The 26,781-nt window shown below is 71.8% G+C and carries 25 protein-coding genes; 10 read left to right on the top strand and 15 right to left on the bottom strand.

What is annotated here, in order from left to right:
* Positions 1–9: 9 nt before the first annotated feature.
* The 6 genes from hflX to miaA all read right to left on the bottom strand — a co-directional run bounded on the left by hflX (position 10) and on the right by miaA (position 8,488).
* Complete coding sequence (hflX, locus tag ACF088_RS32055) at positions 10–1,497, bottom strand: GTPase HflX (protein ID WP_392379384.1); 1,488 nt, start codon at positions 1,495–1,497, stop codon at positions 10–12.
* A 183-nt stretch (positions 1,498–1,680) separates the two neighbouring features.
* Positions 1,681–3,387, bottom strand: a complete 1,707-nt coding sequence (locus ACF088_RS32050; RefSeq protein ID WP_392379383.1) for a M1 family metallopeptidase — start codon at positions 3,385–3,387, stop codon at positions 1,681–1,683.
* Positions 3,388–3,532: 145 nt separating this feature from the next.
* On the bottom strand, positions 3,533–5,728 hold the full coding sequence (locus ACF088_RS32045; RefSeq protein ID WP_392379382.1) for a RelA/SpoT family protein: 2,196 nt from the start codon (positions 5,726–5,728) through the stop codon (positions 3,533–3,535).
* Between the two features lie 195 nt (positions 5,729–5,923).
* Positions 5,924–6,799 carry a diaminopimelate epimerase gene (gene dapF / locus ACF088_RS32040; RefSeq protein WP_392379381.1) on the bottom strand — a complete coding sequence of 292 codons (876 nt, stop codon included), beginning with the start codon at positions 6,797–6,799 and terminating at the stop codon, positions 5,924–5,926.
* A 105-nt stretch (positions 6,800–6,904) separates the two neighbouring features.
* The gene (locus ACF088_RS32035; protein WP_392379456.1) at positions 6,905–7,441 is read right to left on the bottom strand and encodes a hypothetical protein; all 537 of its coding nucleotides are present in this window, start codon (positions 7,439–7,441) and stop codon (positions 6,905–6,907) included.
* Between the two features lie 108 nt (positions 7,442–7,549).
* Positions 7,550–8,488 carry a tRNA (adenosine(37)-N6)-dimethylallyltransferase MiaA gene (gene miaA / locus ACF088_RS32030; protein ID WP_392379380.1) on the bottom strand — a complete coding sequence of 313 codons (939 nt, stop codon included), beginning with the start codon at positions 8,486–8,488 and terminating at the stop codon, positions 7,550–7,552.
* 181 nt (positions 8,489–8,669) lie between these two features.
* Between miaA and ACF088_RS32025 the strand changes: the two genes are divergently transcribed.
* Entirely contained in the window at positions 8,670–9,107 is a 438-nt protein-coding gene (locus tag ACF088_RS32025; RefSeq protein ID WP_392379379.1) for a hypothetical protein, read from the top strand.
* 81 nt (positions 9,108–9,188) lie between these two features.
* On the opposite strand, the gene ACF088_RS32020 is transcribed toward ACF088_RS32025, so the two are convergent.
* The 3 genes from ACF088_RS32020 to ACF088_RS32010 form a co-directional block, all read right to left on the bottom strand.
* Positions 9,189–9,899, bottom strand: a complete 711-nt coding sequence (locus ACF088_RS32020; RefSeq protein ID WP_392379378.1) for a class III extradiol dioxygenase subunit B-like domain-containing protein — start codon at positions 9,897–9,899, stop codon at positions 9,189–9,191.
* 110 nt (positions 9,900–10,009) lie between these two features.
* A complete protein-coding gene (gene miaB, locus ACF088_RS32015; RefSeq protein ID WP_392379377.1) occupies positions 10,010–11,524 on the bottom strand; it encodes a tRNA (N6-isopentenyl adenosine(37)-C2)-methylthiotransferase MiaB in 1,515 nt (504 codons plus the stop codon).
* Between the two features lie 94 nt (positions 11,525–11,618).
* Positions 11,619–12,170 carry a DoxX family protein gene (locus tag ACF088_RS32010; protein WP_392379376.1) on the bottom strand — a complete coding sequence of 184 codons (552 nt, stop codon included), beginning with the start codon at positions 12,168–12,170 and terminating at the stop codon, positions 11,619–11,621.
* Between the two features lie 295 nt (positions 12,171–12,465).
* Between ACF088_RS32010 and ACF088_RS32005 the strand changes: the two genes are divergently transcribed.
* Positions 12,466–13,461, top strand: coding sequence for a TAXI family TRAP transporter solute-binding subunit (locus ACF088_RS32005; RefSeq protein ID WP_392379375.1), 996 nt, complete (start codon positions 12,466–12,468; stop codon positions 13,459–13,461).
* A 138-nt stretch (positions 13,462–13,599) separates the two neighbouring features.
* On the opposite strand, the gene ACF088_RS32000 is transcribed toward ACF088_RS32005, so the two are convergent.
* From ACF088_RS32000 to ACF088_RS31990, 3 genes are all read right to left on the bottom strand, one after another.
* Entirely contained in the window at positions 13,600–13,803 is a 204-nt protein-coding gene (locus ACF088_RS32000) for a cold-shock protein (protein ID WP_006602702.1), read from the bottom strand.
* Positions 13,804–14,033: 230 nt separating this feature from the next.
* A complete protein-coding gene (locus ACF088_RS31995) occupies positions 14,034–15,446 on the bottom strand; it encodes a sensor histidine kinase (protein WP_392379374.1) in 1,413 nt (470 codons plus the stop codon).
* A gap of 16 nt (positions 15,447–15,462) precedes the next feature.
* On the bottom strand, positions 15,463–16,203 hold the full coding sequence (locus ACF088_RS31990; RefSeq protein WP_392379373.1) for a response regulator transcription factor: 741 nt from the start codon (positions 16,201–16,203) through the stop codon (positions 15,463–15,465).
* A gap of 276 nt (positions 16,204–16,479) precedes the next feature.
* Here ACF088_RS31990 and ACF088_RS31985 point away from each other — a divergent pair, with 276 nt between their 5' ends.
* The 8 genes from ACF088_RS31985 (at position 16,480) to ACF088_RS31950 (ending at position 23,221) form a co-directional block, all read left to right on the top strand.
* Positions 16,480–17,265, top strand: a complete 786-nt coding sequence (locus tag ACF088_RS31985; protein WP_159469445.1) for an amino acid ABC transporter ATP-binding protein — start codon at positions 16,480–16,482, stop codon at positions 17,263–17,265.
* 56 nt (positions 17,266–17,321) lie between these two features.
* Entirely contained in the window at positions 17,322–18,230 is a 909-nt protein-coding gene (locus tag ACF088_RS31980; RefSeq protein ID WP_392379372.1) for a glutamate ABC transporter substrate-binding protein, read from the top strand.
* A gap of 130 nt (positions 18,231–18,360) precedes the next feature.
* Positions 18,361–19,008, top strand: a complete 648-nt coding sequence (locus tag ACF088_RS31975) for an amino acid ABC transporter permease (protein WP_392379371.1) — start codon at positions 18,361–18,363, stop codon at positions 19,006–19,008.
* Between the two features lie 73 nt (positions 19,009–19,081).
* Positions 19,082–20,017: an amino acid ABC transporter permease gene (locus ACF088_RS31970; RefSeq protein ID WP_392379370.1), complete on the top strand. Its 936-nt coding sequence runs from the start codon at positions 19,082–19,084 to the stop codon at positions 20,015–20,017.
* Between the two features lie 216 nt (positions 20,018–20,233).
* On the top strand, positions 20,234–22,147 hold the full coding sequence (locus tag ACF088_RS31965) for an FAD-dependent monooxygenase (protein WP_392379369.1): 1,914 nt from the start codon (positions 20,234–20,236) through the stop codon (positions 22,145–22,147).
* Positions 22,140–22,226: a putative leader peptide gene (locus ACF088_RS31960; RefSeq protein WP_311624691.1), complete on the top strand. Its 87-nt coding sequence runs from the start codon at positions 22,140–22,142 to the stop codon at positions 22,224–22,226. Before ACF088_RS31965 ends, ACF088_RS31960 begins: the two co-directional genes overlap by 8 nt.
* A 78-nt stretch (positions 22,227–22,304) precedes the next feature.
* Positions 22,305–22,847, top strand: coding sequence for a cysteine dioxygenase (locus ACF088_RS31955; RefSeq protein ID WP_392379368.1), 543 nt, complete (start codon positions 22,305–22,307; stop codon positions 22,845–22,847).
* Positions 22,844–23,221, top strand: coding sequence for a rhodanese-like domain-containing protein (locus ACF088_RS31950; protein WP_392379367.1), 378 nt, complete (start codon positions 22,844–22,846; stop codon positions 23,219–23,221). The genes ACF088_RS31955 and ACF088_RS31950 overlap by 4 nt, the downstream gene beginning before the upstream one ends.
* A gap of 109 nt (positions 23,222–23,330) precedes the next feature.
* Here the strand turns inward: ACF088_RS31950 and recX are convergent, their stop codons facing one another.
* From recX to ACF088_RS31935, 3 genes are all read right to left on the bottom strand, one after another.
* Entirely contained in the window at positions 23,331–23,990 is a 660-nt protein-coding gene (gene recX / locus ACF088_RS31945; RefSeq protein WP_392379366.1) for a recombination regulator RecX, read from the bottom strand.
* 6 nt (positions 23,991–23,996) lie between these two features.
* Positions 23,997–25,118 (bottom strand): recombinase RecA, encoded by a 1,122-nt coding sequence (gene recA / locus ACF088_RS31940; protein WP_392379365.1) that lies wholly within the window; start codon positions 25,116–25,118, stop codon positions 23,997–23,999.
* A 325-nt stretch (positions 25,119–25,443) separates the two neighbouring features.
* Positions 25,444–26,619, bottom strand: coding sequence for an AI-2E family transporter (locus ACF088_RS31935; RefSeq protein WP_392379455.1), 1,176 nt, complete (start codon positions 26,617–26,619; stop codon positions 25,444–25,446).
* Positions 26,620–26,781: the final 162 nt, after the last annotated feature.

Genomic DNA, 26,781 nt, shown 5'->3' with positions numbered 1-26,781 from the left:
GCCCGGCCGCTACGCCGCGGGGACGAAGCGCTGGAGCTCGGCGGCCAGCTCTTCGTGTACCCGTGCCTTGAGGACCGTGCCGTCCGCGGTGTGCTCCTCGGAGATGACCTCGCCCTCGGCGTGGGCCCGTGAGACCAGTGCGCCATGGGTGTAGGGCACCAGCACCTCGATCTCCACCTGCGGCCGGGGGAGTTCCTCGTCGAGCAGGGCCAGCAGCTCGTCCAGGCCCTGGCCCGTACGGGCCGAGACCGCGAGGGCGTGCTTCTCCTGGCGCAGCAGTCGCTGGAGCACCAGTGGATCGGCCGCATCGGCCTTGTTGACGACCACGATCTCGGGCACGTCCGTCGCGCCCACGTCGCGGATCACCTCGCGCACCGCGGCCAGCTGCTCCTCGGGCACCGGATGCGAGCCGTCGACCACGTGCAGGATGAGATCGGACTCGCCGACCTCCTCCATCGTGGAGCGGAACGCCTCGACGAGGTGGTGCGGCAGATGCCGGACGAAGCCGACGGTGTCGGCGAGGGTGTAGAGCCGTCCGCTGGGCGTCTCGGCCCGCCGGACGGTGGGGTCCAGGGTGGCGAACAGGGCGTTCTCCACCAGGACACCGGCGCCGGTGAGGCGGTTGAGCAGCGAGGACTTGCCGGCGTTGGTGTAGCCGGCGATGGCGACCGAGGGGACCTTGTGGCGCCGGCGTTCCTGGCGCTTGATGTCCCGGCCGGTCTTCATCTCCGCGATCTCCCGGCGCATCTTTGCCATCTTCTCGCGGATCCGCCGCCGGTCCGTCTCGATCTTGGTCTCACCGGGACCACGGGTGGCCATCCCGCCGCCCGCCGAACCGGAGCCACCGCCACCCATCTGCCGGGACAGCGACTGGCCCCAGCCGCGCAGCCGAGGAAGCATGTACTGCATCTGCGCCAGCGAGACCTGCGCCTTGCCCTCCCGGGACTTGGCGTGCTGGGCGAAGATGTCGAGGATCAGGGCGGTCCGGTCGACGACCTTGACCTTGACGACGTCCTCGAGGTGGATCAGCTGGCCCGGGGAGAGCTCACCGTCACAGACCACGGTGTCCGCCCCGGATTCCAGCACGATGTCGCGCAGCTCCAGCGCCTTGCCCGAGCCGATGTACGTGGCGGGGTCGGGCTTGTCGCGGCGCTGGATGACGCCGTCGAGCACCATGGCGCCCGCGGTCTCGGCGAGGGCGGAGAGCTCGGCGAGAGAGTTCTCGGCCTCCTGGACCGTGCCGGAGGTCCAGACGCCGACGAGCACCACCCGCTCCAGGCGGAGCTGCCGGTACTCGACCTCGGTGACGTCCTCGAGCTCGGTGGAAAGACCCGCTACACGGCGTAGCGCGGCACGGGCCGAACGGTCGTACTGGTCGCCGTCACGCTCCCCGTCGATCTCGTGGCTCCAGGCGACGTCCTCTTCCATCAGGGCGTTGGCCCGAAGGCTCTCGGGGAGGCGCTGCCGGTCCTGCGGAAGGGAAGAAGAGGAGGTCATTTGATCCTTTGCGTCGTCGGTAAGCCCTCGCGGGGACCTGGTGTTCCCGCCGGGACTGTCGGTGGTGCGGCGACCGCCGCGGCGCTGCCGCAGCCATCGTCCTTCTCAACGTCCGATCGGTCCCGGAGATTCCCGGGCCGGACGGTGCCGTCCCGACGATGGTCCCACGCCCCGGGAAGGCCGTCACACGGGTTTTCCGGGGTGTGCGGCGGCTCCCCTGGGCGCGGGGGTCCCGCCGGCCGCCCCGGTGGGGCCGGGTCCGACAGCGGCTCCCTTGGGCCCTAGGCCGGCGCCCGCCCCCTTGGGGTGCCCGAGCTTTGCGACAGCCCCCTTGGGATGCCCGGGCTTTGCCGCAGGCCTCGTGTGCAGCCACTCCGGATGCCCCGGCATCGGCGGAGTCCGGTCGCCGTAGAGCCAGTCCTGGAAGAAGACGGTGAGGTCCTGCCCGGCGACCTGGGAGGACAGCTGCACGAAGTCGGCGGTGTCCGCCACGCCGTCGCGGTGCCGCTCGACCCAGGTGCGTTCCAGGCGGTCGAAGGCGGCGGTGCCGATCCTCTGCCGCAGGGCGTACAGGACCAGCGCGCTGCCGTCGTAGACGATGGGACGGAAGATGCCGATCTTCTGTCCCGCGCTCGGGGCCTTGGGCGCGGCGGGCGGCCCGCCCTCGGCGCGCCAGCCGTCGGACTCCTGGTAGGCGTGGCGCATACGGGCTTCCAGGGTGGCCCGGCCGTTGCTCCGCTCCTGGGCGTAAAGGGCCTCGTACCAGGTGGCATGGGCCTCGTTGAGCCAGACGTCGGACCAGCGGCGCGGGCTGACGCTGTCGCCGAACCACTGGTGGGCCAGCTCGTGCAGCATCACCGACTCCACGTACCAGGCGGGCAGCCGGTCGGTGGTGAACATGGCCTTCTCGAAGAGCGAGAGGGTCTGGGTCTCCAGTTCGAAGCCGGTCCGGGCGCTGGCGATCAGCACCCCGTACGCCTCGAAGGGGAAGGGGCCGACCTTGCGCTCCATCCAGGCGATCTGGGCCGGGGTCTTCGCCAGCCAGGGCTCCAGTGCCCGACGGTGCGCGGTCGGGACCACATCGCGGACGGGCAGACCGTGCGGTCCGTGCCGCAGCACCACGCTGGACTTCCCGATGGAGACCTGCGCGAGTTCGGTGGCCATGGGGTGGGTGGTGCGATAGGTCCAGGTGCGGCGCCCGGCGCGGGCACCGGGGCTCAGGGGCAGTCCGTTGGCGACGGCGGTCAGTTCCTGCGGTGCGGTGATGTGGAAGGTGAAGAGCGCCTTGTCGGAGGGGTGGTCGTTACAGGGGAAGACGCGGTGCGCGGCGTCCGCCTGGTTGGCCATCGCCAGACCGTCGGAGGTACGGAGCCAGCCGCCGTCGCCCTTGCCGCGGGGTTCGCTGGTGTGCTCGATGGCGATCTTCACCTCCTGGCCGCTGGAAACGTGGAAGGCCGGGGTGAGCACCAGGTCCTCGCCGTGCTGCTGGTGCACGGCGGGCAGGCCGCCGATCTTCACGGAGCGTACGGTGCCGCGGGCGAAGTCGAGGTTGACGTGGTCGAGCTCGGCGGTGGCACGGGCGGTGATCACGGTGGTGGCGTTCAGCGGCCGGTCGTTGTGGCCGGAGTAGTCCAGGGAGACGTCGTAGGAGGTGACGTCGTAGCCGGTGTTGCCGAGCAGGGGGAAGAGCCGGTCGCCGAGGCCTTGCGGCCCCAGGGACATCGGTTCGGCCATGCCGAGGGTGGCGAGCGCGGCCAGCCCGAGGGCGGCGGCCCGGCGGCCGGTCCGACGGCCGGTCCGACGGAGCCGCCCGCTCGGGTCGCGGGGCAGGGCACGGGCGAGGACGGGGCGATCGGGGTCGCCTGAAGGGCGGCGCGGGGGAAGGGACATGCACTACGGCTACCAACGCCGCCCCCTCCCCCGCGGGTGACAGGGCAAACGGCACCCGAACGGGCGGCGGATCGTGCGTCCGTCTTACGCCGCCGGACGGAGCGGCTTCCGACGGACCGTCACCCTGTAGGCCAACCGGCCCCGTTCAGGGGCGCAGCGCCGCCGCCGGGCGGGAGCGGCCGGCTCGCAACACGTCGAAGACGCCGGGCACTTGACGCATGGCCCGCATCAGGGACGGCAGTCCGGCGGCGTTCGGCAGATGCAGGGTGTAGGTGTGGCGGACCCGCTGTTCGCGCGGGGGTTCGACGGCTGCGGACACCACGGCGGCGCCCTGGGAGGCGATGGCTTCGGTGAGGTCGGCCAGGAGGTGCGGCCGGCTGAAGGCCTCGGCCAGGAGGGTGACCCGGCAGCCGTGGCCCCCCTGGCCGGCGCCCCGCCAGCGCACCCCGACCGGCTGCCGGCCGGTGGCCGCCATCCGTGCCACGGCGGGGCACAGGGCGCGGTGGACGGTGACCGTGCCGCCCCGTACGGCGAATCCGGTGACGGTGTCCGGCGGCACCGGGGTGCAGCAGCCCGCCAGCCGGACCGCCGCACCGGGCAGATCCGCCACCACCAGGACCGAGGCGGGGGCCACCGGGTCCGCTCCGGGCCGGTCGGGCCCCGCGGCCCGGCGGTCGGCCGGGGGCGCCGCGACGGGCCCCTCACCGGCGCCCGCCGGGCGGGCGCCGGGCTCCCCCGGCCCGGCCAGCCACCGGGCGATGGCGAGCCGGGCGGCGGGCGTACGGGCGTGGTCGAGCCATTCGGGCGAGGGACCGGCCGCGGAGTCCGGGGCCATCAGCAGCAGCAGGCTGTCGCCGTCGTGCAGGACGGTGGAGAGGGTGGCGAGCCGGCCGTTGACGCGGGCGCCGATGCAGCAGTGCGCCACCTCGCCGTGCCGTTCGTAGGCGGCGTCCACGCAACTCGCCCCGGCGGGCAGACCGATGGCGCCGCCCGTGACGGCGGACGAGCCGTCCGACGGGGCGTCGGCGCAGAAGACGGTGATCTCCCGGTCCTGGGCGAGGTCGTCGCGCAGCGAGGTCCAGAACGTGTCCGGGTCGGGGGTGGTGCGCTGCCACTCCAGCAGCCGGGAGAGCCATCCAGGGCGGGTCGGGTCGGCCCGCTCGCCCTCGGGGGCGTCCGCGCCGTCCGTGGGGGCGTACGGGTTGCCCAGCGCGATCACCCCCGCCTCGGCGACCCGGTGCATCTGGTGCGTACGGATCAGCGTCTCGGCGATTTCCCCGGACGGGCCGGTGATCGCCGTGTGCAGTGACTGGTAGAGGTTGAACTTGGGGGCCGCGATGAAGTCCTTGAACTCGGAGACGACCGGGGTGAAGCAGGTGTGCAGCTCGCCGAGGACGGCATAGCAGTCGGCGTCCTCCGCCACCAGCACCAGCAGCCGCCCGAGGTCCGCGCCGGTCGGCTCACTGCGGGCGAGGCGTACGCGGTGCACCGAGACGAAGTGCCGGGGCCGGACGAGGACTTCGGCGCCGATACCGGCCTCGTCCAGGACGGTGCGTACCCGCTGTGCGAGGGCGGTGAGCGGGTCGGGCCTGGCGGCGTACTCCATGACCAGGGCCCGGGTAGTGGCGTACTCCTCGGGGTGCAGGATCGCGAAGACGAGGTCCTCCAGCTCGGCCTTGAGCGCCTGGACGCCGAGGCGTTCGGCGAGCGGGATCAGCACATCGCGGGTCACCTTGGCGATCCGGGCCTGCTTCTCGGGGCGCATCACACCGAGGGTGCGCATGTTGTGCAGCCGGTCGGCGAGCTTGATGGACATCACCCGGACGTCGTTGCCGGTCGCCACCAGCATCTTGCGGAAGGTCTCGGGCTCGGCGGCCGCGCCGTAGTCGACCTTCTCCAATTTGGTGACGCCGTCGACCAGATAGCAGACCTCCGCACCGAACCGCTCCCGCACCTGATCCAGCGTCACTTCCGTGTCCTCGACGGTGTCGTGGAGCAGCGAGGCGGTCAAGGTCGTGGTTTCCGCGCCCAGTTCGGCGAGGATGAGGGTCACCGCGAGCGGATGGGTGATGTACGGCTCGCCGCTCTTGCGCAGTTGGCCGCGGTGCGAGGACTCGGCGAGCAGATAGGCCCGGGTGAGGGTGTCCAGATCGGCGTCCGGGTGGTGTCCGCGGTGCACCTTGGCGACGTGCTCCAGGGCGTGCGGGAGGCCGTCGCGCGGGGCGGGTCCGAGCAGCGCGGCCCGGCCGATACGGCGCAGCCCTCTGAGCTCCAGCCGGCGGCGTCCGCGCTTGCGGCCCGCTGCTCCAGGGTTACCAGGGTTTGTGGCCTCTGCGCTCATGGGCACCTCCGGCAGCGTCGACCGGCGGTGGGACGCGTCAGTTCGGACGTCCGGGCCGGTGCTTGATGCTATCGACCCCATCACGCAGCGCTGTCCGGCTCTCGCTCAGAGTGATACGGATCACCCGTTCGAGCGAACCTTTCGGCCGTAGCCGTTCCCCGTGCACGGCCCGGTCCCGGGACGTCGCAGGCCGCGTCAGGCGAGCGCGGCGGCCAGCCAGGCGGGGTCGAAGGTGCCCTCGGCGACGATCTCGGCCGGTCCGGTCATCTCGACCGTGCCGTCGGGCAGCTCGGTGATGGAGAGGCTGCCGCCGAGCACATCGACCGTGTAGGTGGCGGGTGTGCCGGTCTCCGTGGGGGCCGGACCGTCCCTGCGGGCGGTGGCGACGGCGACCGCACAGGCGCCGGTGCCGCAGGAGCGGGTCTCGCCCGAGCCGCGCTCGTGGACCCGCATCGCCACATGGTGCGGTCCGCGGTCGGCGACGAACTCGATGTTCACGCCGTCGGGATAAACCGACGCCGGGCTGAACGGCGGCACGGCCAGCAGGTCGCCGGCGTGGGCCAGGTCGTCGACGAAGACGACGGCGTGCGGATTGCCCATGTTCACGTTCCGGGCCGGCCAGCTGCGGCCGTCGACGGTGACGACGACGCTCTCCTCGAAGAGTTCGGCGCGGCCCATCGAGACCGTGACATCACCGGTCTTGGCGACGTGGACGCGGCGCACGCCGGCGCGGGTGGCGATGGCGAGGTCACCGGCCTCGACCAGGCCGGCGTGCAGCAGATAGCGCGCGAAGACGCGGACGCCGTTGCCGCACATCTCGGCGATCGAGCCGTCGCCGTTGCGGTAGTCCATGAACCATTCGGCCTCGTCGGCCTGGTCTCGCGCCTCCGGGTGCGCGGCGGACCGGACGACGCGCAGCACGCCGTCGCCGCCGAGTCCGGCCCGTCGGTCGCAGATCCTGGCGACGGCGGTCGCGGGCAGGTCGAGGAGGCCGTCCGGGTCGGGGACGATCACAAAGTCGTTCTCGGTGCCGTGGCCCTTGAGGTAGGCGAGGCGCTGCGTGCTGGTCACCCCTGCATCGTACGGGGCCACCGGGGGGATCGGCCTTACGGGGCCGGGTGCGCGCCCGTGCACGGCCCCGTCAAGAGCCGTCCGCGGAGGGGAAGCCCCGCGGGTTCAGCGCAGCCGGGCCACGCGCCAGATGGCCAGCGAGGCCGGGATCGCCACCACGACGGCGTAGAGCAGCACCACACGCCAGTCGGCGCGGCGGCCGGAGCCGCGTACCGGGAGGCCGGGCCAGGTGTGGCCGACGCGGCGGGCGGCCATCATGCCCCAGCCGGCCGCGCAGCAGCACAGCAGCAGGCCGAGCATCGCGATCATCGCACTGCCGTCGCCGCCGAGCTCGAAGGCGAGGGGGAAGGCGAACATCAGCGAGCCGAGGGCGGCGAGGGCGACGATCGGCGCCAGCTGCCACAGCCGCAGCCGGGGTGGCGGGCGCAGCTCCCGGAAGGACTCGCCGCCCTCCCCGGGGCCGTCGGCTCCGGAGTCCGGGGCGTCGGAGTCGTCCAGGGTGTCCGGGCCGGTGAGCGGTCCGGCGCCGGCGCCCTCGGTGCCGGGCAGACCGTCTTCGGGGTCCGGACCGTCGTCGGTCAGGGGTGCCGGGTCAGCGCCGCTGTCCGGTTGCTGCGCTCGGTTGCGCGGGCCGGCCTCCATTGCCACGCGCCCTCCCCACTGCAGACTGCACGCCTCGATCGAAGGTCGATGATGACACGCCCTCAGGGGCCCGGATGACGGCCGGAGCGTCCCGATGCCATGACGTGATCAGGCTGTGACCGGTCGTTCGAGCAACGCCAGCGCCTGCCCGGGAAGTTCCGCCCGGTGCTCGGCGGCGCCGCTGAGCCAGTGGACCCGCGGGTCCCGGCGGAACCACGAGTCCTGGCGGCGCGCGAAACGCTTGGTGGCGCGTACCGTCTCGTCGCGCGCCTCCTGCTCGGTGCACTCCCCCGCAAGCTGGGCCAGCACCTGCTGATAGCCGAGCGCCCGCGAGGCCGTACGGCCCTCACGCAGCCCCTGGCCCTCCAGTCGGCGCACCTCGTCGACCAGGCCCGCCTCCCACATGCGGTCGACCCGTCGGGCGATCCGCTCGTCGAGCTCGGGGCGCTCGACATCGACACCGATCTGCAGGGTGTCGTAGACCGCTTCGTGGCCGGGGAGGTTGGCGGTGAAGGGGCGGCCGGTGATCTCGATGACCTCCAGGGCGCGCACGATGCGACGGCCGTTGCTCGCCAGGATCGCGCGGCCCGCCTCGGGGTCGGCGGCGGCCAGCCGGGCATGGAGGGGGCCGCTGCCCTGTGCGGCCAGTTCGGCCTCCAGGCGGGCGCGCACCTCCGGGTCGGTGCCGGGGAAGTCGAGGGCGTCGATCGCGCCGCGTACATACAGACCGGAGCCGCCGACGAGGACCGGGGTGCGGCCCTCGGCGAGCAGCCGGTCGATCTCGGCCCGGGCCAGCCGCTGGTACTCGGCGACACTGGCGGCGCAGGTCACGTCCCAGATGTCCAGGAGGCGGTGCGGGACGCCCTGCTGCTCCTCGGGCGTGAGTTTGGCGGTGCCGATGTCCATGCCGCGGTAGAGCTGCATGGAGTCGGCATTGATGACCTCGCCCCCCACGTGCTGTGCGAGCGCGACGCCCAGATCGGACTTTCCGGCCGCGGTGGGACCGACGACGGCGATGACCCGCGGAGCGGGAACGACGGTGTTCACCCCGTCAGTCTCGCAAACATCGCACCCCTGTCCCGAACGAGCGACGTGACGGGCAACCGATGGGGTCGTTGCCTGTTCGAGGTCCCGAGAAGCCGGTGCGCCTCACCGGCGCCCGCGGGCGGCGCAAGGGGCCGTTCCCCGGCGGCAGGGATGTCGCCATCTGAAGAGCGTAGGAGCAGTTATGGGCGTGTTTTCGCGGTTTCGCCGCCGTAAGTCCGAAGCGTCGGCGGAGGAGCACACGGCCGCGGCGGTGACGGCCGAGGCGGAGGAGTCGGCGGAGGCGGAAAAGCCGGCGGAGGCGGAGGAGTCGGCGGAGGCGGTGGCAGCGGTGGAGAAGCCGGCGGGGCCGGTCGTTCCGGCGGCCGCGGGGGAGGCCGATGCCGCCGGAGAGGCCGCGGAATCCTGCACCGGGGACTCCTGCGCGGACGAGGGCGCCGTCGGCCACGCCGCGCCCCCCGAGCCGGCGGCCCCGGAAGCGACCGGAGCGGCTGTTGCCGGAGCGGCCGCCGACGACGAGCCGCCGGCGGAGAAGGCCGGCGAGAAGGCCGGCGAGAGCGCCGGAATCCCCCGGCAGCAGTCGGCTCAGGCCGCCGCGGACAGCGAGAGCGCACGGCAGTAGTCCGCCCGGCTCACCGTACGGAGCGCGACGGCCGCGGGGCGCAGTGCCTCGCGGCCGTCGCCGTACCCGCCCCGGTGCGCGCTACGACCAGGACGCCACGAAGTAGCCCACGCCGTACGGGGCCTCCTCGCACAGCAGCCGCCCGCTCAGGCCCGCGTCCTCGGCCGCGCCCGCCAGCACCTGCCAGCAGGCCCGTCCGGACGCCTGGAGCGCGGCGGCCGGCTCCTCGTCCAGTGCGGCCAGCGCCTCGGTGTCGGCGGTGCCCAGGGCGCGGGCCGCGGCGGCGTCGAAGGCCTCGGCCCGCGCGTCGAAGTAGCCGGGCGCCTTCACCGTCCGGCAGGCGCTGCCGTCGCCCATCACCAGCAGTGCCACCCGGGGCGCGGATGCCGCGATCTCCCGGCCCATGGGCAGTGCACGGTCGCGGGGCAGCGACTCGGCCACCCCCAGCGCCTCCACGGGGGCGTCGGCCCGGTCCGTACGCGACAGCAGCCAGGCGCCGACCGACAACGACGGCGGGAGTTCCCGCTCCGGGACGGTCTTCGCGGCGCCCAGCCGCACCTCCAGATCCACCCCGAAGCCGCGGAAGGAGCCGAGGGCGCCCTGCGGGTGCGGGCCCCGGCCGGCCTCGTCGGCCGGGCCGAGGACGACCAGCCGGTCGGGGCGGGCCGCGGCGAGCACGCCGATCGCGTCCAGGCAGGCGGCGCGCAGCGCATCGAGTTCGGGCGCCGCCCCGGCGGCCACCTCCGGGACGAGGAGCGGCGGGCAGGGGCAGACAGCGGCGGCTACGAGCATGCCACGCAGCGTAACGCCCCTGGTGCGAGGCCGGACGTGGCGCCCTGCGGGGCGCAGTGCAGGACGACCGGCACGAGGCCCGTCGGTCGCGGCCGGTCGGTCGCAGCCGGTCAGTCGCAGCCGCAGCCGGCGGTGGGCGCCGGGCTCGGTGCCGGGGCGCCGATGGTGGGCAGGCCCAGCAGCACGCCCTTGGGCTTCTCTTCCGGGGCGGCGTTGCGCTTCTCCCAGGCGTCACCGGCCCGGGTACGGCGGACCGCCTTGGCCGGGCCCTCCGCCAGGAGGTGGTGCGGAGCGGCGTAGGTGACCTCGACGGTCACCGTGTCGCCGGGGCGGACCGGCTCGTCGGGGCGGGTGAAGTGCACCAGACGGTTGTCGGGGGCCCGGCCGGACAGGCGGTGGGTCGCCCCGTCCTTGCGGCCCTCGCCCTCGGCGACCAGGACCTCGAGGGTGCGGCCGACCTGCTTCTTGTTCTCCTCCCAGGAGATCTCCTCCTGGAGGGCGACCAGGCGCTCGTAGCGCTCCTGGACCACGGCCTTGGGAATCTGCCCCGCCATGTCGGCCGCCGGGGTACCGGGGCGCTTGGAGTACTGGAAGGTGAAGGCCTGGGCGAAGCGGGACTCGCGGACCGTGTGCAGGGTCTGCTCGAAGTCCTCCTCGGTCTCGCCCGGGAAGCCGACGATGATGTCCGTGGAGAGGGCGGCTTCCGGCATCGCGGCGCGCACCTTCTCGATGATGCCGAGGAAGCGCTCCTGGCGGTACGAGCGGCGCATCGCCTTGAGCACGGTGTCCGAGCCGGACTGCAGCGGCATGTGGAGCTGGGGCATGACGTTGGGCGTCTCGGCCATGGCGGCGATGACGTCGTCGGTGAAGTCGCGGGGGTGCGGGGAGGTGAAACGGACCCGCTCCAGGCCCTCGACCCGCCCGCAGGCGCGCAGCAGCTTGCTGAAGGCCTCGCGGTCACCGATGTCGGAGCCGTAGGCGTTGACGTTCTGGCCGAGCAGGGTGATCTCGCTGACGCCTTCGGCGACCAGTGCCTCGATCTCGGCGAGGATGTCGCCGGGCCGGCGGTCCTTCTCCTTGCCGCGCAGCGCCGGGACGATACAGAACGTACAGGTGTTGTTGCAGCCCACCGAGATGGAGACCCAGGCGGCATACGCGCTCTCGCGCCGGGTGGGCAGGGTCGAGGGGAACGCCTCCAGCGACTCGGCGATCTCGACCTGCGCCTCTTCCTGGATGCGGGCACGCTCCAGCAGCACCGGCAGCTTGCCGATGTTGTGCGTCCCGAAGACCACATCGACCCAGGGGGCCTTCTTGACGATGGTGTCGCGGTCCTTCTGGGCCAGGCAGCCGCCCACGGCGATCTGCATACCGGGGCGCGCGGCCTTCTTCGGAGCGAGCTGGCCGAGGTTGCCGTAGAGCCGGTTGTCGGCGTTCTCCCGCACCGCGCAGGTGTTGAAGACCACCACGTCGGCGCCTTCGCCGTCCTTGGGCGCGGGGACGTAGCCGGCCTCTTCCAGCAGGCCCGACAACCGCTCGGAGTCGTGGACGTTCATCTGGCACCCGTAGGTGCGGATCTCGTAACTCTTGTTCACGCCCACTGCCTGGCTCCGGTCGCTGCTGGTCATGCAACAAGGGTAGGCGGTACGGGAAGTGCCTCCCGCCCCGGAGTCTTCGGGCCGGATCCGGCCCCCGGACGTGCGGCGCCCCGGGCCGCCCGCCTCACAGAGCCAGCACGATGGCGGCGCCGACACCACCCGCCACCAGCGCAAAGGCCGCGCTGAGCAAGCCGCCGTGCCCCCAGCGGAAGGGGCGGTCGAGCGCGAAGCGGCCGGGTCCGGTGGCCGCGACGGCCAGCGCGACGACGGCGATGGTCAGGGGATATTCGATACCGCCGGTCATCGCCCAGAACCCCCGGGGCGCCGAGATGGCCATGGCGTTGATCATCACGCCGATGAGTGCGGCGGCCGCGAGGGGCGTGAGCAGTCCCACGGCGAGGCCGAGGCCGCCGAGGAATTCCGAGACTCCGGCGAGGCAGGCGAAGACCTCGCCGGGGCGGTAACCGAGGGCGGCGAAGCCCTTGCCGGTGGCGGCCAGGCCGTGGCCGCCGAAGATCCCGAAGAGCTTCTGGGCGCCGTGTCCGGCCAGGATCAGTCCCACGGTCAGGCGCAGGAGGAGCAGGCCCAGGTCGGCGGCGAGCGGGGGTGAGCGGAGGGTGTCGGGCCGGGCATGGACATCCGTCCGCGGCTCGGTGTGCGGTTTCAGCGGTTTCATGGGGGCTCGCTTCCCGCACCGGCGCGTCATGGCCGCGGTGTCGAGCACCGGCGCCGGTGCGCTCATGGTGGAGGGATCGCGTGGGTGCACGCCGGTCGGCGCGCGGTGGGAGACGTGCCGGGTCCCCGCTACGTCGAGAGATCGGGAGGATGAAACCTCCACTATCGATCGTGCTACGCGAAGCGCCGTCTGCAAAGGGCGGTCGCACACCGGGGCGCCCCGCCCGGGTGCCGCACCTCCCGTCAGGAGGTCCTGCCCCTCCCTTTCCCGCCGCGGTACTGGCAGGATCCCGCCCATGGTCACAGCATTCTCCCGCACCGGCCGCCGGGCCTTCCAGGCGGCGGTCGCAGCACTGGTCGCCCTCGGACTGGCGCTGTGGTGGCTGCTGGCGATGGGCGGTGAGCCCGTGCCCCGTGGCCCGCTGACGCTGGCGACGGGCGTGCCGACCGGGGTGTATGCGCGCTACGGGGAGTTGCTCAAGCAGGATCTGGGCCACGACCTGCCGGACGTCGATCTGCGGCTGGCCCGCAGCGAGGGATCCATCGACAATCTGCGGCAACTGGTCTCCGGGCGCGCCGACTTCGCCATCGCGACGGCCGATGCGGTCGCCACGTACGAGGTCAGGGGCGAGCCGGGCGCGGACCGGCTGCGGGCCTGCGCCCGGCTGTACGACGACTACATGCAGCTGGTGGTGCCGAAGAAGTCCGCGGTGCGCTCGACGAAGGATCTGCGGGGGCTGCGGGTGGGGGTGGGGACCGACGACTCCGGGGTACAGCTGGTCACCCGGCGGCTGGTGGAGGCGGCCGGGCTGGACTTCCACGAGGACATCGAGCCGGTGCGGGTCGGCATCGACCAGATGCCGAAGCTGCTGGAGCAGCACAAACTGGATGCCTTCTTCTGGTCCGGCGGGCTGCCGACGACGGCCGTGCAGCACCTGGCCCAGCGCTTCCCGGTGCGGCTGGTCCCGCTCGGTGATCTCAGCCCGGCGCTGCACCGGCAGGGCGAGCGCACCCGCTACTACCGGGCGGCGGTGCTGCCCGCCGATGCCTATCCCCTGGCCCAGGACGGGCAGGCGGTGAAGACGATCGCGGTGGCGAATCTGCTGGTCACGACGGACCGGGAGGATCCGGTGATGACCCAGGGCATCACCCGTACGGTCATCGACAGCCGTGACTGGATCGGGCGCCAGGTCCATGCCGCGCAGAAGGTGGATCTGCGGACGGCGGTGTTCACCGATCCGCTGGAGCTCCACGAGGGCGCCCGGCGCTATTACCTGTCCCAGAAGCCCTGAGGCCGGGGGCCTGAGCCGGAAGCACTGTCTCCGGAAAGCGCTCTCCCCCGCCGCCCGGCGGGGTAACCGCGTCCGCGAACGGGTCGGGGCCCGCACCGGACGGACCGGTGCGGGCCCCGATCACGGGACGCGAGAGCGTCAGGCGGCGACGATGTTCTCCGCCTGCGGGCCCTTCGGGCCCTGGGTCACGTCGAAGGTGACCTTCTGGCCCTCGAGGAGCTCACGGAAGCCCTGGGCGGCGATGTTCGAGTAGTGGGCGAAGACGTCGGGGCCGCCGCCGTCCTGCTCGATGAAGCCGAAGCCCTTTTCCGAGTTGAACCACTTGACGGTGCCGGAAGCCATGTTTTTCTCCTTCATGGGGCAAGCCGGAGACCACACTGCGCGGCCTCCTTGTCGCCGAGATGATTGCCCCACACCGGAACAGGTCCGGGAAACAAGGAACGCCCGGGGCATCCAGCCTCCGGGCGCGCACAAAGTTCATCATGGGTACCACAACTGCAACGCCGTTCACGGTAGCACAGGTTCCGGGGAGTCCCCACAGGCCGTGCGCGCCGCCCCGCCACTGCGCCCCGTCACGGTCCGGTGCGCGGCACGGTGACCGTGACCTTCAGCCCGTGCGGCGGGTGCGGGGCGTAGGCGATGGTGGCGCCGCCCGCGGTGAGCAGGGCGCGGGTGATCGAGAGACCGAGCCCGGAGCCGGAGACGTTCTGGTGGCGGCCGCTGCGCCAGAAGCGATCACCGATCCGGGCGAGTTCGTCATCGGTCAGGCCGGGGCCACGGTCGGCGACGGTGACATGGACGCGCTCACCCTCCGGCGCGACACCGACGGTGACCGGCCGGCCCTCCGGGGTGAACTTCAGGGCATTGTCGACGACGGCGTCCAGAGCGCTGGACAGCGCGACCGGATCGGCCCAGCCGGTGACGGCGCGCTGACCTTCGTAGGTGAGGAGGACGCCCTTGTCGTCGGCCAGCGGGCGCCAGGAGTCGACGCGTTCGGCGGCCAGCGCCGCGACATCGGTGAGCTGGAGGTCGGCGGCGGTGTGTTCGGCAAGCGCGAGGTCGAGCAGATCGTCCAGGACGCGGGCCAGCCGCTTGCCCTCGGTGCGGACCGAGGCGATCTCCGCGTTGCCGTCGGGGAGTTCGAGGGCCAGCAGCTCGATGCGCAGCAGCAGCGCGGACAGCGGGTTGCGCAGTTGGTGCGAGGCGTCGGCGACGAAGGCCCGCTGCTGCTCCAGGACGTCCTCGACGTGGTCGGCCATCTCGTTGAACGAGCGGGCCAGCCGGCGCAGTTCGGGCGGGCCCGCGGTGGCCGCCACGCGGGCGTTCATCCGGCCGGTGGCGATGTCGTGGCTGGCCGTGTCCAGGACCCGTACCGGCCGCAGCACCCAGCCGGTGAGACGGAAGGCCGCGGCAACGGCGACGAGCATGGCCGCGCACTCCCCGGCCGCGATCAGCAGCCAGCCGCGCAGGACGCGGGAGCGCAGGTGTCCGGTGGGCGAGTCGGTCATCACGACGGCGACCACATCGCCGTCGCGGATCACCGGTGAGGCGACCGGAATACGGCCGGTGTCGTCCCAGGGCCAGATCTGGTGGGGATCATGGCTGCGACGGCCCGCCAGCGCCTCGCGGAAGGCCTGGGCGCCCTCACCGTCGCGGGGCACCGGCATACCGGCCGGGGCGGTGGCCATCGGGGTGTGATCGCGGTAGAAGACGCCGGCACGTATCCCGTAGAGGCCGTAGTAGCGCGCGAGCTCGCTGCGCAGGGTGGCGCGCCGCTCGTCCTCCTCGGGGGTCTTCTCGGTGTCCGTGGCGGGGCGGGCGGTGACGAACTGGGCGAGGGAGGCGAAGCGCGCGGCGTCGTCGATCCGGTCGACGACCACCCGCTGCTGTTCCACACCGGCCGTGATGACGCCCAGCGGGATGCCCAGCGCAAGCAGCACTCCGGCCATGAGGACGATGAGGAGCGGGAGGAGTCGGGTGCGCACGTGGCAGCGGCGGCCTTCAGGAGGCCGGGGAGGCGGGCAGCCGCCGCCCCGCGCCGGCGGCCGGGACGACCAGGCGGTAGCCGACGCCGCGCACCGTCTCGATCAGGGCGGGCATCCGCAGCTTGGCGCGGAGTGAGGCGATATGGACCTCCAGGGTCCGGCCGGTGCCCTCCCAACTCGTGCGCCACACCTCGCTGATGATCTGTTCCCGGCGGAAGACCACACCGGGTCGCTGGGCGAGCAGCGCCAGCAGGTCGAACTCCTTGCGGGTGAGCGGGACCGCGGCGCCGTCCACGGACACCTGGCGGGTGGGGAGTTCGACGGTGACCGCGCCCAGATACAGCGCCTCGCCGGGGACACCCTCGTCGGCGGGCTGCTCGGCGCCGCCGGGCGCGGTGCGCCGGCTCACCGCATGGATACGGGCCAGCAGCTCACCGGTGTCGTACGGCTTGACGACATAGTCGTCGGCGCCGAGGTTGAGGCCGTGGATGCGGGAGCGCACATCGGAGCGCGCGGTGACCATGATGACGGGGATGGCGCAGAGCTTGCGGATCCGGCCGCACACCTCGAAGCCGTCCTGGTCGGGCAGCCCGAGATCGAGCAGCACCACCGCGAACGGCTCCGCATGGTCGGGCAGCAGGGCCTTGAGCGCCTCCTCGCCGTTGCGTGCATGGACGACGGACAGGCCGTGCTTGGCCAGCACCGCGGACAGGGCAGCGGCGACATGATCGTCGTCCTCGACGAGCAGCAGTCTCATTCGGGCCTCCTCCCGGGGTGCGTGTGTACGGGCCACAGGGCATCTACGGCGATACGAGGCATGCGCGTCAAGAGGAGGCCACCTCCTGGACGCCATCCGTTACCCAGCCGGTACGCCCGCGGCGCCGGGCCGGCGTCGCCCTCCGGGCACCCCGCTCGACGCAGAGTGTCCGTTTGCGGCCGGATCGTTATCCTCAAGTTCCCCTCAGAAGTAATGACGCTGGTCGCAGGGCGTCATTAGGGTCCTCCCAACCGAGGAGGACGGAGCTACACGCCGATGAGCGAAGTATCGGTGACCAAGAACGCCGAGGGTCCCGCACCGGCAGCGGACCAGCTGGTCGTGCTGGACAACGTGAACAAGCACTTCGGCGCGCTGCACGTGCTCCAGGACATCGACCTGACGATCCACCGCGGCGAGGTCGTCGTCGTGATCGGGCCTTCGGGCTCGGGCAAGTCGACGCTCTGCCGCACGATCAACCGCCTGGAGACCATAGACACCGGCAGCATCACGATCGACGGGAAGCCGTTGCCACAGGAGGGACGGGAACTGGCCCGGCTGCGCGCCGACGTGGGCATGGTCTTCCAGTCCTTCAACCTCTTCGCGCACAAGACGGTGCTCGAAAACGTGATGCTGGGGCAGACCAAGGTCCGCAGGACGGACAAGGCCGCCGCCATGACGAAGGCCCGCGCCCTGCTCGACCGGGTCGGCGTCGGCACCCAGGCGGACAAGTACCCCGCACAGCTCTCCGGCGGTCAGCAGCAGCGGGTGGCGATCGCCCGTGCGCTGGCGATGGACCCGAAGGTGATGCTGTTCGACGAGCCGACGTCCGCGCTGGACCCGGAAATGATCAACGAGGTGCTGGACGTGATGCAGCAGCTCGCCCGGGACGGCATGACGATGATCGTGGTCACTCATGAGATGGGCTTCGCGCGCTCCGCGGCGAACCGGGTCGTCTTCATGGCGGACGGCCGCATCGTCGAAGAGGCTGAGCCGAACCAGTTCTTCAACAACCCGCGCAGCGACCGCGCCAAGGACTTCCTGTCGAAGATCCTCCACCACTGAGGCCGCAGTCGGGCCACCGTCATTGCCCACACCTGCTGAACCAAAGGATGTTCACCATGAGGATTCGTAAAACGGCTGCGGCCGGTGCGGTGGTGCTCGCGCTGGCGGCCACGGCGACTGCGTGCGGCGGCGACACCGGAACGGCGGGCGACAAGCCGGCCGGCGGGGATGTCTTCAGCGGCTCCTACAAGGTCGCCACGGCACCGAAGACCGATTCCCCGGTGCTGAAGAAGGCCCAGAAGGCCAAGAAGATCGTCATCGGTGTGAAGGCCGACCAGCCGTTCCTGGGTTTCAAGGACACCGCCGGCAAATACTCCGGCTTCGACATCGAGATCGCCAAGATGGTCGCCGCCGACCTGGGCTTCTCCGAGAAGCAGATCGAGTACAAGACGATCGACTCCAATGTCCGTGAGACCACCATCTCCCACGGCCAGGTCGACTACTACGTCGGCACCTACACGATCAACGAGGAACGCAAGAAGCAGGTCGGCTTCGCGGGCCCGTACTACACCGCCGGCGCGGACCTCCTGGTGCGCAAGGACGACAAGTCGATCACCGGCCCGGAGTCCCTCAAGGGCAAGAAGGTCTGCTCGATCGTCGGCTCGACTCCGCTGCAGGAGATCAAGAAGCCGAAGTACGGCGCGCAGACCAGCGAGCAGTCGAAGTACTCGGACTGCGTCAAGAACCTCGTGGACGGCCAGGTGGACGCGGTCACCACCGACGACGCGATCCTCAAGGGCTACGCCGCACAGCGCCCCAGCCAGCTCCGGGTCGTCGGCAAGTCGTTCACCAAGGAGCCCTACGGCGTCGGTATGCGCAAGGACGACAAGGCCCTGCGCACCGCCGTCACCACGGCGCTGGAGAACCACATCAAGAACGGCGACTACGAGAAGGCCTACAAGGGCACGCTCGGCAAGTCGGGTTCGCCCTTCAAGGCCCCGGAGACCCCGCTTCCGCGCGACTGAGGCACCCCGCCCACCGGACCGCGCCGCCCCGTACGCCCGCCGCGGCGGGTGTACGGGGCGCGGTGTCTTCCGCGCCCGCCCCCGTTGACCCTCTTCCCGCCGTCGACCCGACCGCTACCGCGGAGACCCCATGAACGTACTCCTCGATTATCTGCCCGAGTTCCGGGACGGGTTCCTCGGAACCCTGGCGATCACCGCGTCCAGCGCGCTGCTCGCACTGGTCCTCGGCGTTGCCATAGCCGGCTTCCGGGTGTCTCCGGTCCCGCCGCTGCGCGCCTTCGGCACGGCCTGGGTCACGGTGCTGCGCAACACCCCGCTGACGCTGCTCTTCCTGGTCGCGTTCTTCGTCGTCCCTCAGGTGCTCTTCCGCGGCGCCAGCCCGTACATCCTGGCCACCCTGGCCCTCGGCTTCTACACCTCCTCCTTCGTCTGCGAGGCGGTGCGGTCCGGCATCAACACCGTGCCGCTGGGCCAGGCGGAGGCCGCGCGCAGCATCGGCATGACGTTCTCCCAGACGCTGCGCCAGATAGTGCTCCCCCAGGCCACGCGCACCGTACTGGCACCGCTCAGCAGCATCTTCATCGCGCTGACGAAGAACTCCGCCATCGCCGGAGCGTTCGGCTACGGCGAGTTGTTCAACGTCTCCAAGCTGCTCAACGACAAGGGGTATCCGATCGCCTGGATCTTCCTGTGGACGGCGCTCGCCTACCTCGTCATCACCTTCGCCATCAGCGGCGCCTTCCGGGTGCTGGAGCGCCGGATGGGGGTCGTGCGGTGAACGGACGCGGGAGGCCGGACGGGACGACGTGGGTGCCGCGCGCAGGCGGGGCGGAAACTAGTGAGGTAAGGGCATGAGCGGCGCCAGCGTTCTCTACGACGTACCCGGGCCGAAGGCAAAGACACGCAACCGCATCTACGGCGTCTGCGGTGCGCTCGCGATGCTGGGGCTGCTCGTGTTCGCCGTGGTCCGGCTCAACACCAAGGGCCAGCTCGAACCCGAGGTGTGGAACATCTTCAACAACGCCGGAGTGCGGACCAATATCCGCGACGGCATCCTGACGACGCTTCAGGTCTTTGCGGTCGCGGCGGTGCTGTCGCTGGTCCTGGGCGTGCTGCTCGCGGTGGCGCGGCTGTCGGACCACAAGCCGGTCCGCTGGCTGGCGACCGGCTTCATCGAGCTCTTCCGCGCCGTCCCGCTGCTGATCACGATCTACGCGCTGTGGGTGGTGCTCCTGACCAACCGCGAGAGCCTCGGCCTCGGCGAGGACGGGCCGCAGTTCTGGGCACTGGTCATCGGGCTGACGGTCTACAACGGTTCGGTGCAGGCCGAGGTGCTCCGGGCCGGCGTCAACTCCGTCCCTCCGGGACAGCGCGAGGCCGCCTACGCGCTCGGCATGACCAAGACCCAGGTCATGACGACGGTGCTGCTCCCGCAGGCCGTCCGCGCGATGCTCCCGACGATCATCAGCCAGCTCGTGGTGACCCTGAAGGACACCTCCCTGGGCTACATCATCACCTTCGAGGAACTGCTCTTCACCGCCCGCCAGATGAGCACCAACATCCTCGTCAACGGCAATGACACCTATGTGCCGTTCATCATCGTGACCGGCGCCATCTACGTCACGATGTGCCTGGCGCTGTCCTCCCTCGCCAACTGGATCGAGCGGCGCGGCAGCCGGGCCAGGACCGGCATCAAGGTTGCCGCGGCCGGCGAGCCGGTGGCGGCCGGCGACGCGATGGAGGTTGCCGACGCGGTACCGGACAAGCCGGCCGACCGGCAGGACTGAGCTCCCGCCGCTGCGCCCCCGCGCCGCCCTGACGGTGCGACAGCTGTTGCGCGGCCGAGATGAGACCGTCCGGAGGCGGTGGCATCGTTGCCACCGCCTCCGTCACTTGACGCGAGCGGCCGCAGTGGGTTGCATACGCTGTGTGATCACGCACCGGGCTCCAACTGTCAGTTTCCGCCTGTCCCGTATGCACCAGCGGCCCCGGGGAGCTGCGCCGTGGACCCGGTGATCGTTGTCGGTGCCGGCCCGGTCGGCCTCTCCCTCTCCCTCGCCCTCGCCCGCCTCGGCGTGCCCTGTGTCGTCCTCGACGAGACCACCGGCCAGGAGGACACCCGGCCCGCCCGCACCGCCGTGCTCCACCAGGACACCGCCGCCTTCGTCGGCCGGCTCGGCTGCGCCGACACCCTGGAGAGCGCCGGCACCCGTTGGACGGCCTGGCGCACGATGCGCCGCCGGCGCCTGCTGGAACGCATCGCCTTCGCCCCGCCGGCCCCGGACGGGGCCGTCCCCACCGCTGCCGTGTCCCCGGTCCATCTCCCGCAGCATGAGCTCACCCGCGCCCTGCGCGCCGCACTCGCCCACGAGAAGCTCGCCGAGATCGTCACCGGCAGCCGGCTCGCCGGCCTCGAACAGGACGAGCAGGGCGTCAGCGCCCACACCCGCGGGGCCAACGGGACATGGTGGCGCGGGAGTTACCTCATCGGCTGTGACGGCCCCCGCTCGACGGTCCGCAAGCTGCTGGACATCCGCTTCCCCGGCCGTACGGCAGTGGAACGGCATGCGGTGGCCGCGCTGCGCTGCGAGCTCCCGTGGCCCGGCGAGGCGCTGCTGCACCGCTCGCCGCCCCGGCACGGCGGGGGACCGGGCAGCGAGGTTTCCGCCCGTCCGCTGCCCGACGGCATCTGGCGGCTGGACTGGCTGCTGCCACCGGGGCGCGAGCTGGTCACACCGGATGCCCTGGTCGCCCGGATCCGCGACTCGCTGGCCGGCTGGACCACCGAATCCCCGGCGGACGCGACCGGCGACAGCGGCACGGACGGCGGCGCGGCGCCCGCACGGGGGCGCGGCCACGGGCGGCTGGTCCCGCCGTACGAACTCCTCGACACCGGTGTGCACACCGTCCACCACCGGCTGGCCCGGCGCTGGCGGCAGGGCCGTGCCTTCCTCGCCGGGGACGCCGCCCACCTGCTGGGCGCACTCGGCACCCAGGGCCTGGACGAGGGGCTGCGGGACGCCGAGAACCTCGCCTGGAAGCTGGGCCTGGCCTGGCACCACGGCGCCTCCGAGGTGCTGCTCGACAGCTACCACGCCGAGCGCCGGGGCGCGGTCGCGGCCCGGCTGCGCGCCGCGGACCAGGCGCTGCCGCTGCTGCGCGACGGCCGCTCGGCCCGCTGGCGGACCGTGCTCCCGGGTGCGGTGCGCGGCCGCAGCACCCTGCTCACCGATGGTCATCTGAGCCGCGGCCCGCTGGGTGCGCCGCCGGTGTACGCCCGCACCCCGCTCGCCCCACCCGTGACCGGGGGCCCCGTCGTCGAGACGCTCCCCGGCGCGGCCGTCACGGATGTGCCGGTGACCGCGTCCGACGGCTCGGTGGTCCGGCTGCGCGACCGGCTCGGGAAGGGCCTCCTGGTGGTGCTGGTGGCGCCCGGCACCGGCGTCTGGGACCGGCGGCACTGGCAGTCGGCGGGTCTGATGCCCCGGTTGGCCGACGCGGTCGGCGCACTGCCGATGGCCGCGGAAATCCTGGTCACCGAGGCCTATCCGGGTGCGGCCGCGCACACCGTGCTGCTCGTACGGCCGGACGGCCATCTGGTCACCGCGCTGTCGGGGGTCCGCCCGGCCGAGATGGCCGCCTGTGCGGACGCGGTACGGGGCAGGGCGCACGGCAGGGAGTACGGGCAGGAGGCGGAGCCCGGCCGGGCCCGGCGGTCCGAGGGGACCGGCGACTCCACGGTCTCCCGGGACGGCGGAGGCGGGCCGGGCGGAGCCGAGGCGGGTCAGCCCGGGGCGGGCGGAGCCGGAGAGGGCGGAGCCGGGGCGGGCCGAGCCGGGGCGGGCGGAGCCGGAGAGAGTCGGCCCTCCGCTGTTGACCCTGTGCGAACGTCCATGCTTCACTCCGAGGGTGACTGATCACAGCTCGCGATTCTGGCGGAGGGTCCATCTCGACCTGCTCCGCTATGCGGGCTGTATGTGTCGTCCGTCCTGTTGATCCGCAGTTCCTCCCCCGCGCGGCCGCCTGCCCCCTCCGGCAGCCGCGCCTCTTCGCGATCACCCAGGACGGTTTTCCGTGCCCGACGTACGTACACCTGCGCGCCCGCGTGCCACCGGCCATGACGGTGGGCCCAGCGCCCGTGAACTTCTCGACTTCGCCCACCGCACCGCCGCGGACCCGGAGCTCATCGCTTCCCTCCCGCTCGACCCCGAAGGCCGTACCTGGATCCGGCTGGACGGGCCGGGCGGCAGTGAGGCCTGGCTGATCGGCTGGCCACCCGGAACCGGTACCGGCTGGCACGACCACGGCGGCTCGCACGGCGCCTTCGCGACGGCCGCGGGCGAGCTGACGGAACAGTCGCTCACCGCTCAGCTCCCCACCGAGGGCTGGAAGACCCTGGAGCTCGCCGATGGCGTGGACCGGGAGCGCAAGCTCAGCGACGGCCGCGGCCGGGCGTTCGGCCCGCACCATGTCCATCAGGTGCTCAACCTGTCCCCGAAGACCCATGCGGTGTCGGTACACGCCTACTACCCGCCGCTGCCGTTGATGCGCCGCTACAGCCGCACCGGTCCGGTGCTGCGGCTCGAAGCGGTCGAGCAGCCCGAGGAGTGGACATGAGCGCGGTCGACGAGCTGCTGGCCCGTGCCCGGCGCGAACTGGGGCACCGGGTGGGCCCCCGGGAGGCCGCCGCCGTCCAGGAGGCCGGCGGGCTGCTGGTGGACATCCGCTACGCGGAGCTGAGGGAGCGCGACGGCATCATCCCCGGCGCACTGATCGTGGAGCGCAACGAGCTGGAGTGGCGGCTCGACCCGACGGGCGAGCACCGCGCCCCGGAGGCGACCCATCACGCCCTCCCGGTCGTGGTCGTCTGCAACGAGGGCTACGCATCGAGCCTCGCGGCACTCTCCCTGCGCGAGTTGGGCCTGCATCGGGCAACCGACCTGGAGGGCGGGTTCCAGGCTTGGCGGGGGGCGGGGTTGCCGGTGGGGTGAGACAGGGGGCTGAGACAGGGGGCTGAGACGGGAGGTGAGAGGTCGGCGGCTTCTTCGCTGTCTTTCTCCCCCCGCCCCCTCCCTCCCCCGCCCCGTGGCCCCGGCTTCCTCATATGTCCGGCAGATAGTGCTCCTCCAGGAGTTCCGGATCCTCGCCTTCCTCCTCCAGGGCCTGCCTGACCACCCGGAGGGCGAGGCCTTCCGGGTACCCCTTGCGGGCCAGCATTCCGGCCAGACGGCGCAGGCGCTTTTCGCGGTCCAGGCCCCGGGTGGCGCGCAGTTTGCGGTCGACGAGCTCGCGGGCGGTGGACTCCTCCTGCTCGGAGTCGAGGCGGCCGACGGCCACATCGATGAGGGTGGAGTCCACACCCTTGGTGCGGAGTTCACGGGCCAGGGCGCGGCGGGCCAGGCCGCGCCCGTGATGGCGGGACTCCACCCAGGCTTCGGCGAAGGCCGCGTCATCGATCAGTCCGACGTCCTCGAAGCGGGAGAGGACTTCCTCCGCGGCCTCCTCGGGGATGCCCCGTTGGTGCAGGGCGTCCCCGAGCTGCTTGCGCGTACGAGGATTCCCGGTGAGCAGGCGCAGGCAGATGGCCCGTGCCTGTTCCTCGGGCGTACGCGGTGGTCCCGGCGCGGCCCTCGACGCGTCGGGGCCACCGCCGTTCTCCCGGCCATGACGGTCCCTGCGGCCCTGACGGGTCTCGGCGTCGCCGGCGGCAGCACTGCTGGTGTCGTCCTCGCTGCCCGGCCATTCCGTTCGCCGCGTCATGGCGGGCTAGCTCTTGGCCGCGGCGGCCTTGGAACCCTTGGCGCCCTTGGCCGCCGGTGCCGGAGCTGCGACAGCCGGTTCGCCCGCCGCCACCACGGCGTCCGCGCCGGGCTCCACCGCCGGGCCCTGCGGCTGCACGCCGATACCGAGCTTCTCCTTGATCTTCTTCTCGATCTCGTCGGCGAGATCCGGGTTGTCCTTGAGGAAGTTGCGCGCGTTCTCCTTGCCCTGGCCGAGCTGGTCGCCTTCGTAGGTGTACCAAGCACCGGACTTGCGGATGAAGCCGTGCTCCACACCCATGTCGATCAGGCCGCCCTCACGGCTGATGCCCTGGCCGTAGAGGATGTCGAACTCGGCCTGCTTGAAGGGCGGCGAGACCTTGTTCTTGACGACCTTGACGCGGGTGCGGTTGCCGACCGCGTCCGTGCCGTCCTTGAGGGTTTCGATGCGGCGGATGTCGAGGCGCACCGAGGCGTAGAACTTCAGCGCACGGCCACCGGTCGTGGTCTCCGGCGAGCCGAACATCACGCCGATCTTCTCGCGGAGCTGGTTGATGAAGATCGCGGTGGTCTTGGACTGGTTGAGCGCGCTGGTGATCTTGCGCAGCGCCTGGCTCATCAGCCGGGCCTGGAGGCCGACGTGGGAGTCGCCCATCTCGCCCTCGATCTCGGCCCGCGGCACCAGGGCGGCGACGGAGTCGATCACGATGAGGTCGAGGGCGCCGGAGCGGACCAGCATGTCCGTGATCTCCAGGGCCTGCTCGCCGTTGTCCGGCTGGGACAGGATGAGGGAGTCGGTGTCCACGCCGAGCTTCTTGGCGTACTCGGGGTCGAGGGCGTGCTCGGCGTCGATGAACGCGACGGAGCCGCCGGCCTTCTGGGCGTTCGCGACGGCGTGCAGGGTCAGGGTCGTCTTACCGGAGGACTCCGGGCCGTAGACCTCGACGACCCGGCCGCGGGGGATGCCGCCCACGCCGAGCGCGACGTCAAGCGCGGTGGAGCCGGTGGGAATGACCTCGATGGGTTCGTTCGGCCGCTCCCCCATGCGCATCACGGCGCCCTTGCCGAATTGCCGTTCAATCTGTGCGAGTGCGGCGTCCAGCGCCTTCTCGCGGTCGGTGCCTGCCATGGGTTCCACCCGATTTGCTTGAGTCGATCGCTTCACGTCCATGACGCTAACGCCTGCCACTGACAATGCGCCCGGACCCGGCTCCGGCCTGTGGATAACTCCGCGGAAAAGCCCGAGGACACAGGCCGGATCTCCCATGAGAATGGATGTTCGATTTTGGTGTCAAGCGGTACCGGCGCGCGTCGCCGACGGGTCGCCGGCCGGACCGGCCGGCCCTCCGCTTCCGGCTGCCGGACCGCAGTCCCTGGGACTCCCGGCGGTGCGCAGCAGTCCCCTACGGCCTCCCGGCCGTGCGCAGGTGGCCCGGGGCCTCGCGCCACACGGGTCAGCGAACGCCCCCGCCGTCCTCCTGGACACCACCGGCCGCCTTGCGGTCCTCCAGCGGGGCCGAGGGCTGCTCGTCGTGCAAGGTCCGCCGGACACGGGCCAGCATGCCGACGCCGCGCCGGCGCCTGCCGTGGACCCGCAGGTCGTCGGTGACCTCGTACCGCTTGACGTACGCGCCGAGGAACGCCTGCAGCGTCGCCGTGGCCGGAATCGCGATCAGTGCACCCACCGCGCCCATCAGCGCCGTGCCGGCGACGACCGAGCCGAAGGCGACAGCGGGGTGGATGTCCACCGTCTTGGCGGTGATCCGCGGCTGCAGGAGGTAGTTCTCGAACTGCTGGTAGGTCACCACGAAACCGAAGACCCACAGGGCGTACCACGGGTCGACCGTGAACGCGATCAGGATGGGCAGTGCGCCCGCGAGGTAGGTGCCTATGGTCGGGATGAACTGGGAGACCAGTCCCACCCACATGCCCAGTGCCGGCGCATAGGGCACTTCCAGGACCTGCAGCAGGACATAGTGCGCGACGCCGGAGATCAGCGCCATCAGGCCGCGGGAGTAGAGGTAACCGCCGGTCTTGGCGACGGCGATCTCCCAGGCGCGCAGCACCTCCGTCTGGCGGTGCGGCGGGAGCACGGAGCACAGCGCACGCCGCAGCCGGGGGCCGTCGGCGGCGAAGTAGAACGAGAACAGGGCCACCGTCAGCAGGTTGAACAGGCTGCCCAGCACCGTCGCGGAGACGGCCAGGACGTTGTTGGCGCTGTCCTGGACGTACTTCTGCAGCCAGTCGGACCTGAGCAGGTTGTTCTGCACCTCGACCCGCGAGAGGTGGGTGTGCAGGGTGCTGTTGATCCAGCTGATGACGGAGTCCAGATACTGCGGGAACTCCTCCACCATGTTGGCTATCTGGCCGGCGAGCATGGAGCCCAGGAGCGCGAAGAAACCGGCCGCGGCGATAAGGATGCTCACGAAGACCAGGCCCGTGGCGAGTCCGCGCCGCATGCCCCGGGCCGCCATCCAGTCGACGGCCGGTTCGACGGCCAGCGCGAGGAAGAACGCGATCAGCACATTCAGCAGCAGGGTGATCAGCTGGTGGAATCCCCAGGTGGCGAGCTGGAAACAGGCCACCAGAGCGAGCGCGAGCACCATGGCGCGCGGCAGCCAGCGCGGCATCCGCGCATCGGACCGGCCTTCGGGCCGGTCCTCGGGGCATGGCATGTCGTTGCTGGTGATCTCATCTGACTCGGGCACGGAGCCAAGTGTCGCGCACGGCTGCGACACCCCGGGTCCTGGCCCGTGCATCCGTCCGCGACACCCGGCCGCCGGGCTCGCTTG

The sequence above is a fragment of the Streptomyces sp. NPDC015125 genome (assembly GCF_043080045.1).
In the GTDB taxonomy this organism is placed as follows: domain Bacteria; phylum Actinomycetota; class Actinomycetes; order Streptomycetales; family Streptomycetaceae; genus Streptomyces.
Note: the sequence above shows the minus strand (reverse complement) of the source record. Positions and strands in the feature narration are given on the sequence as shown.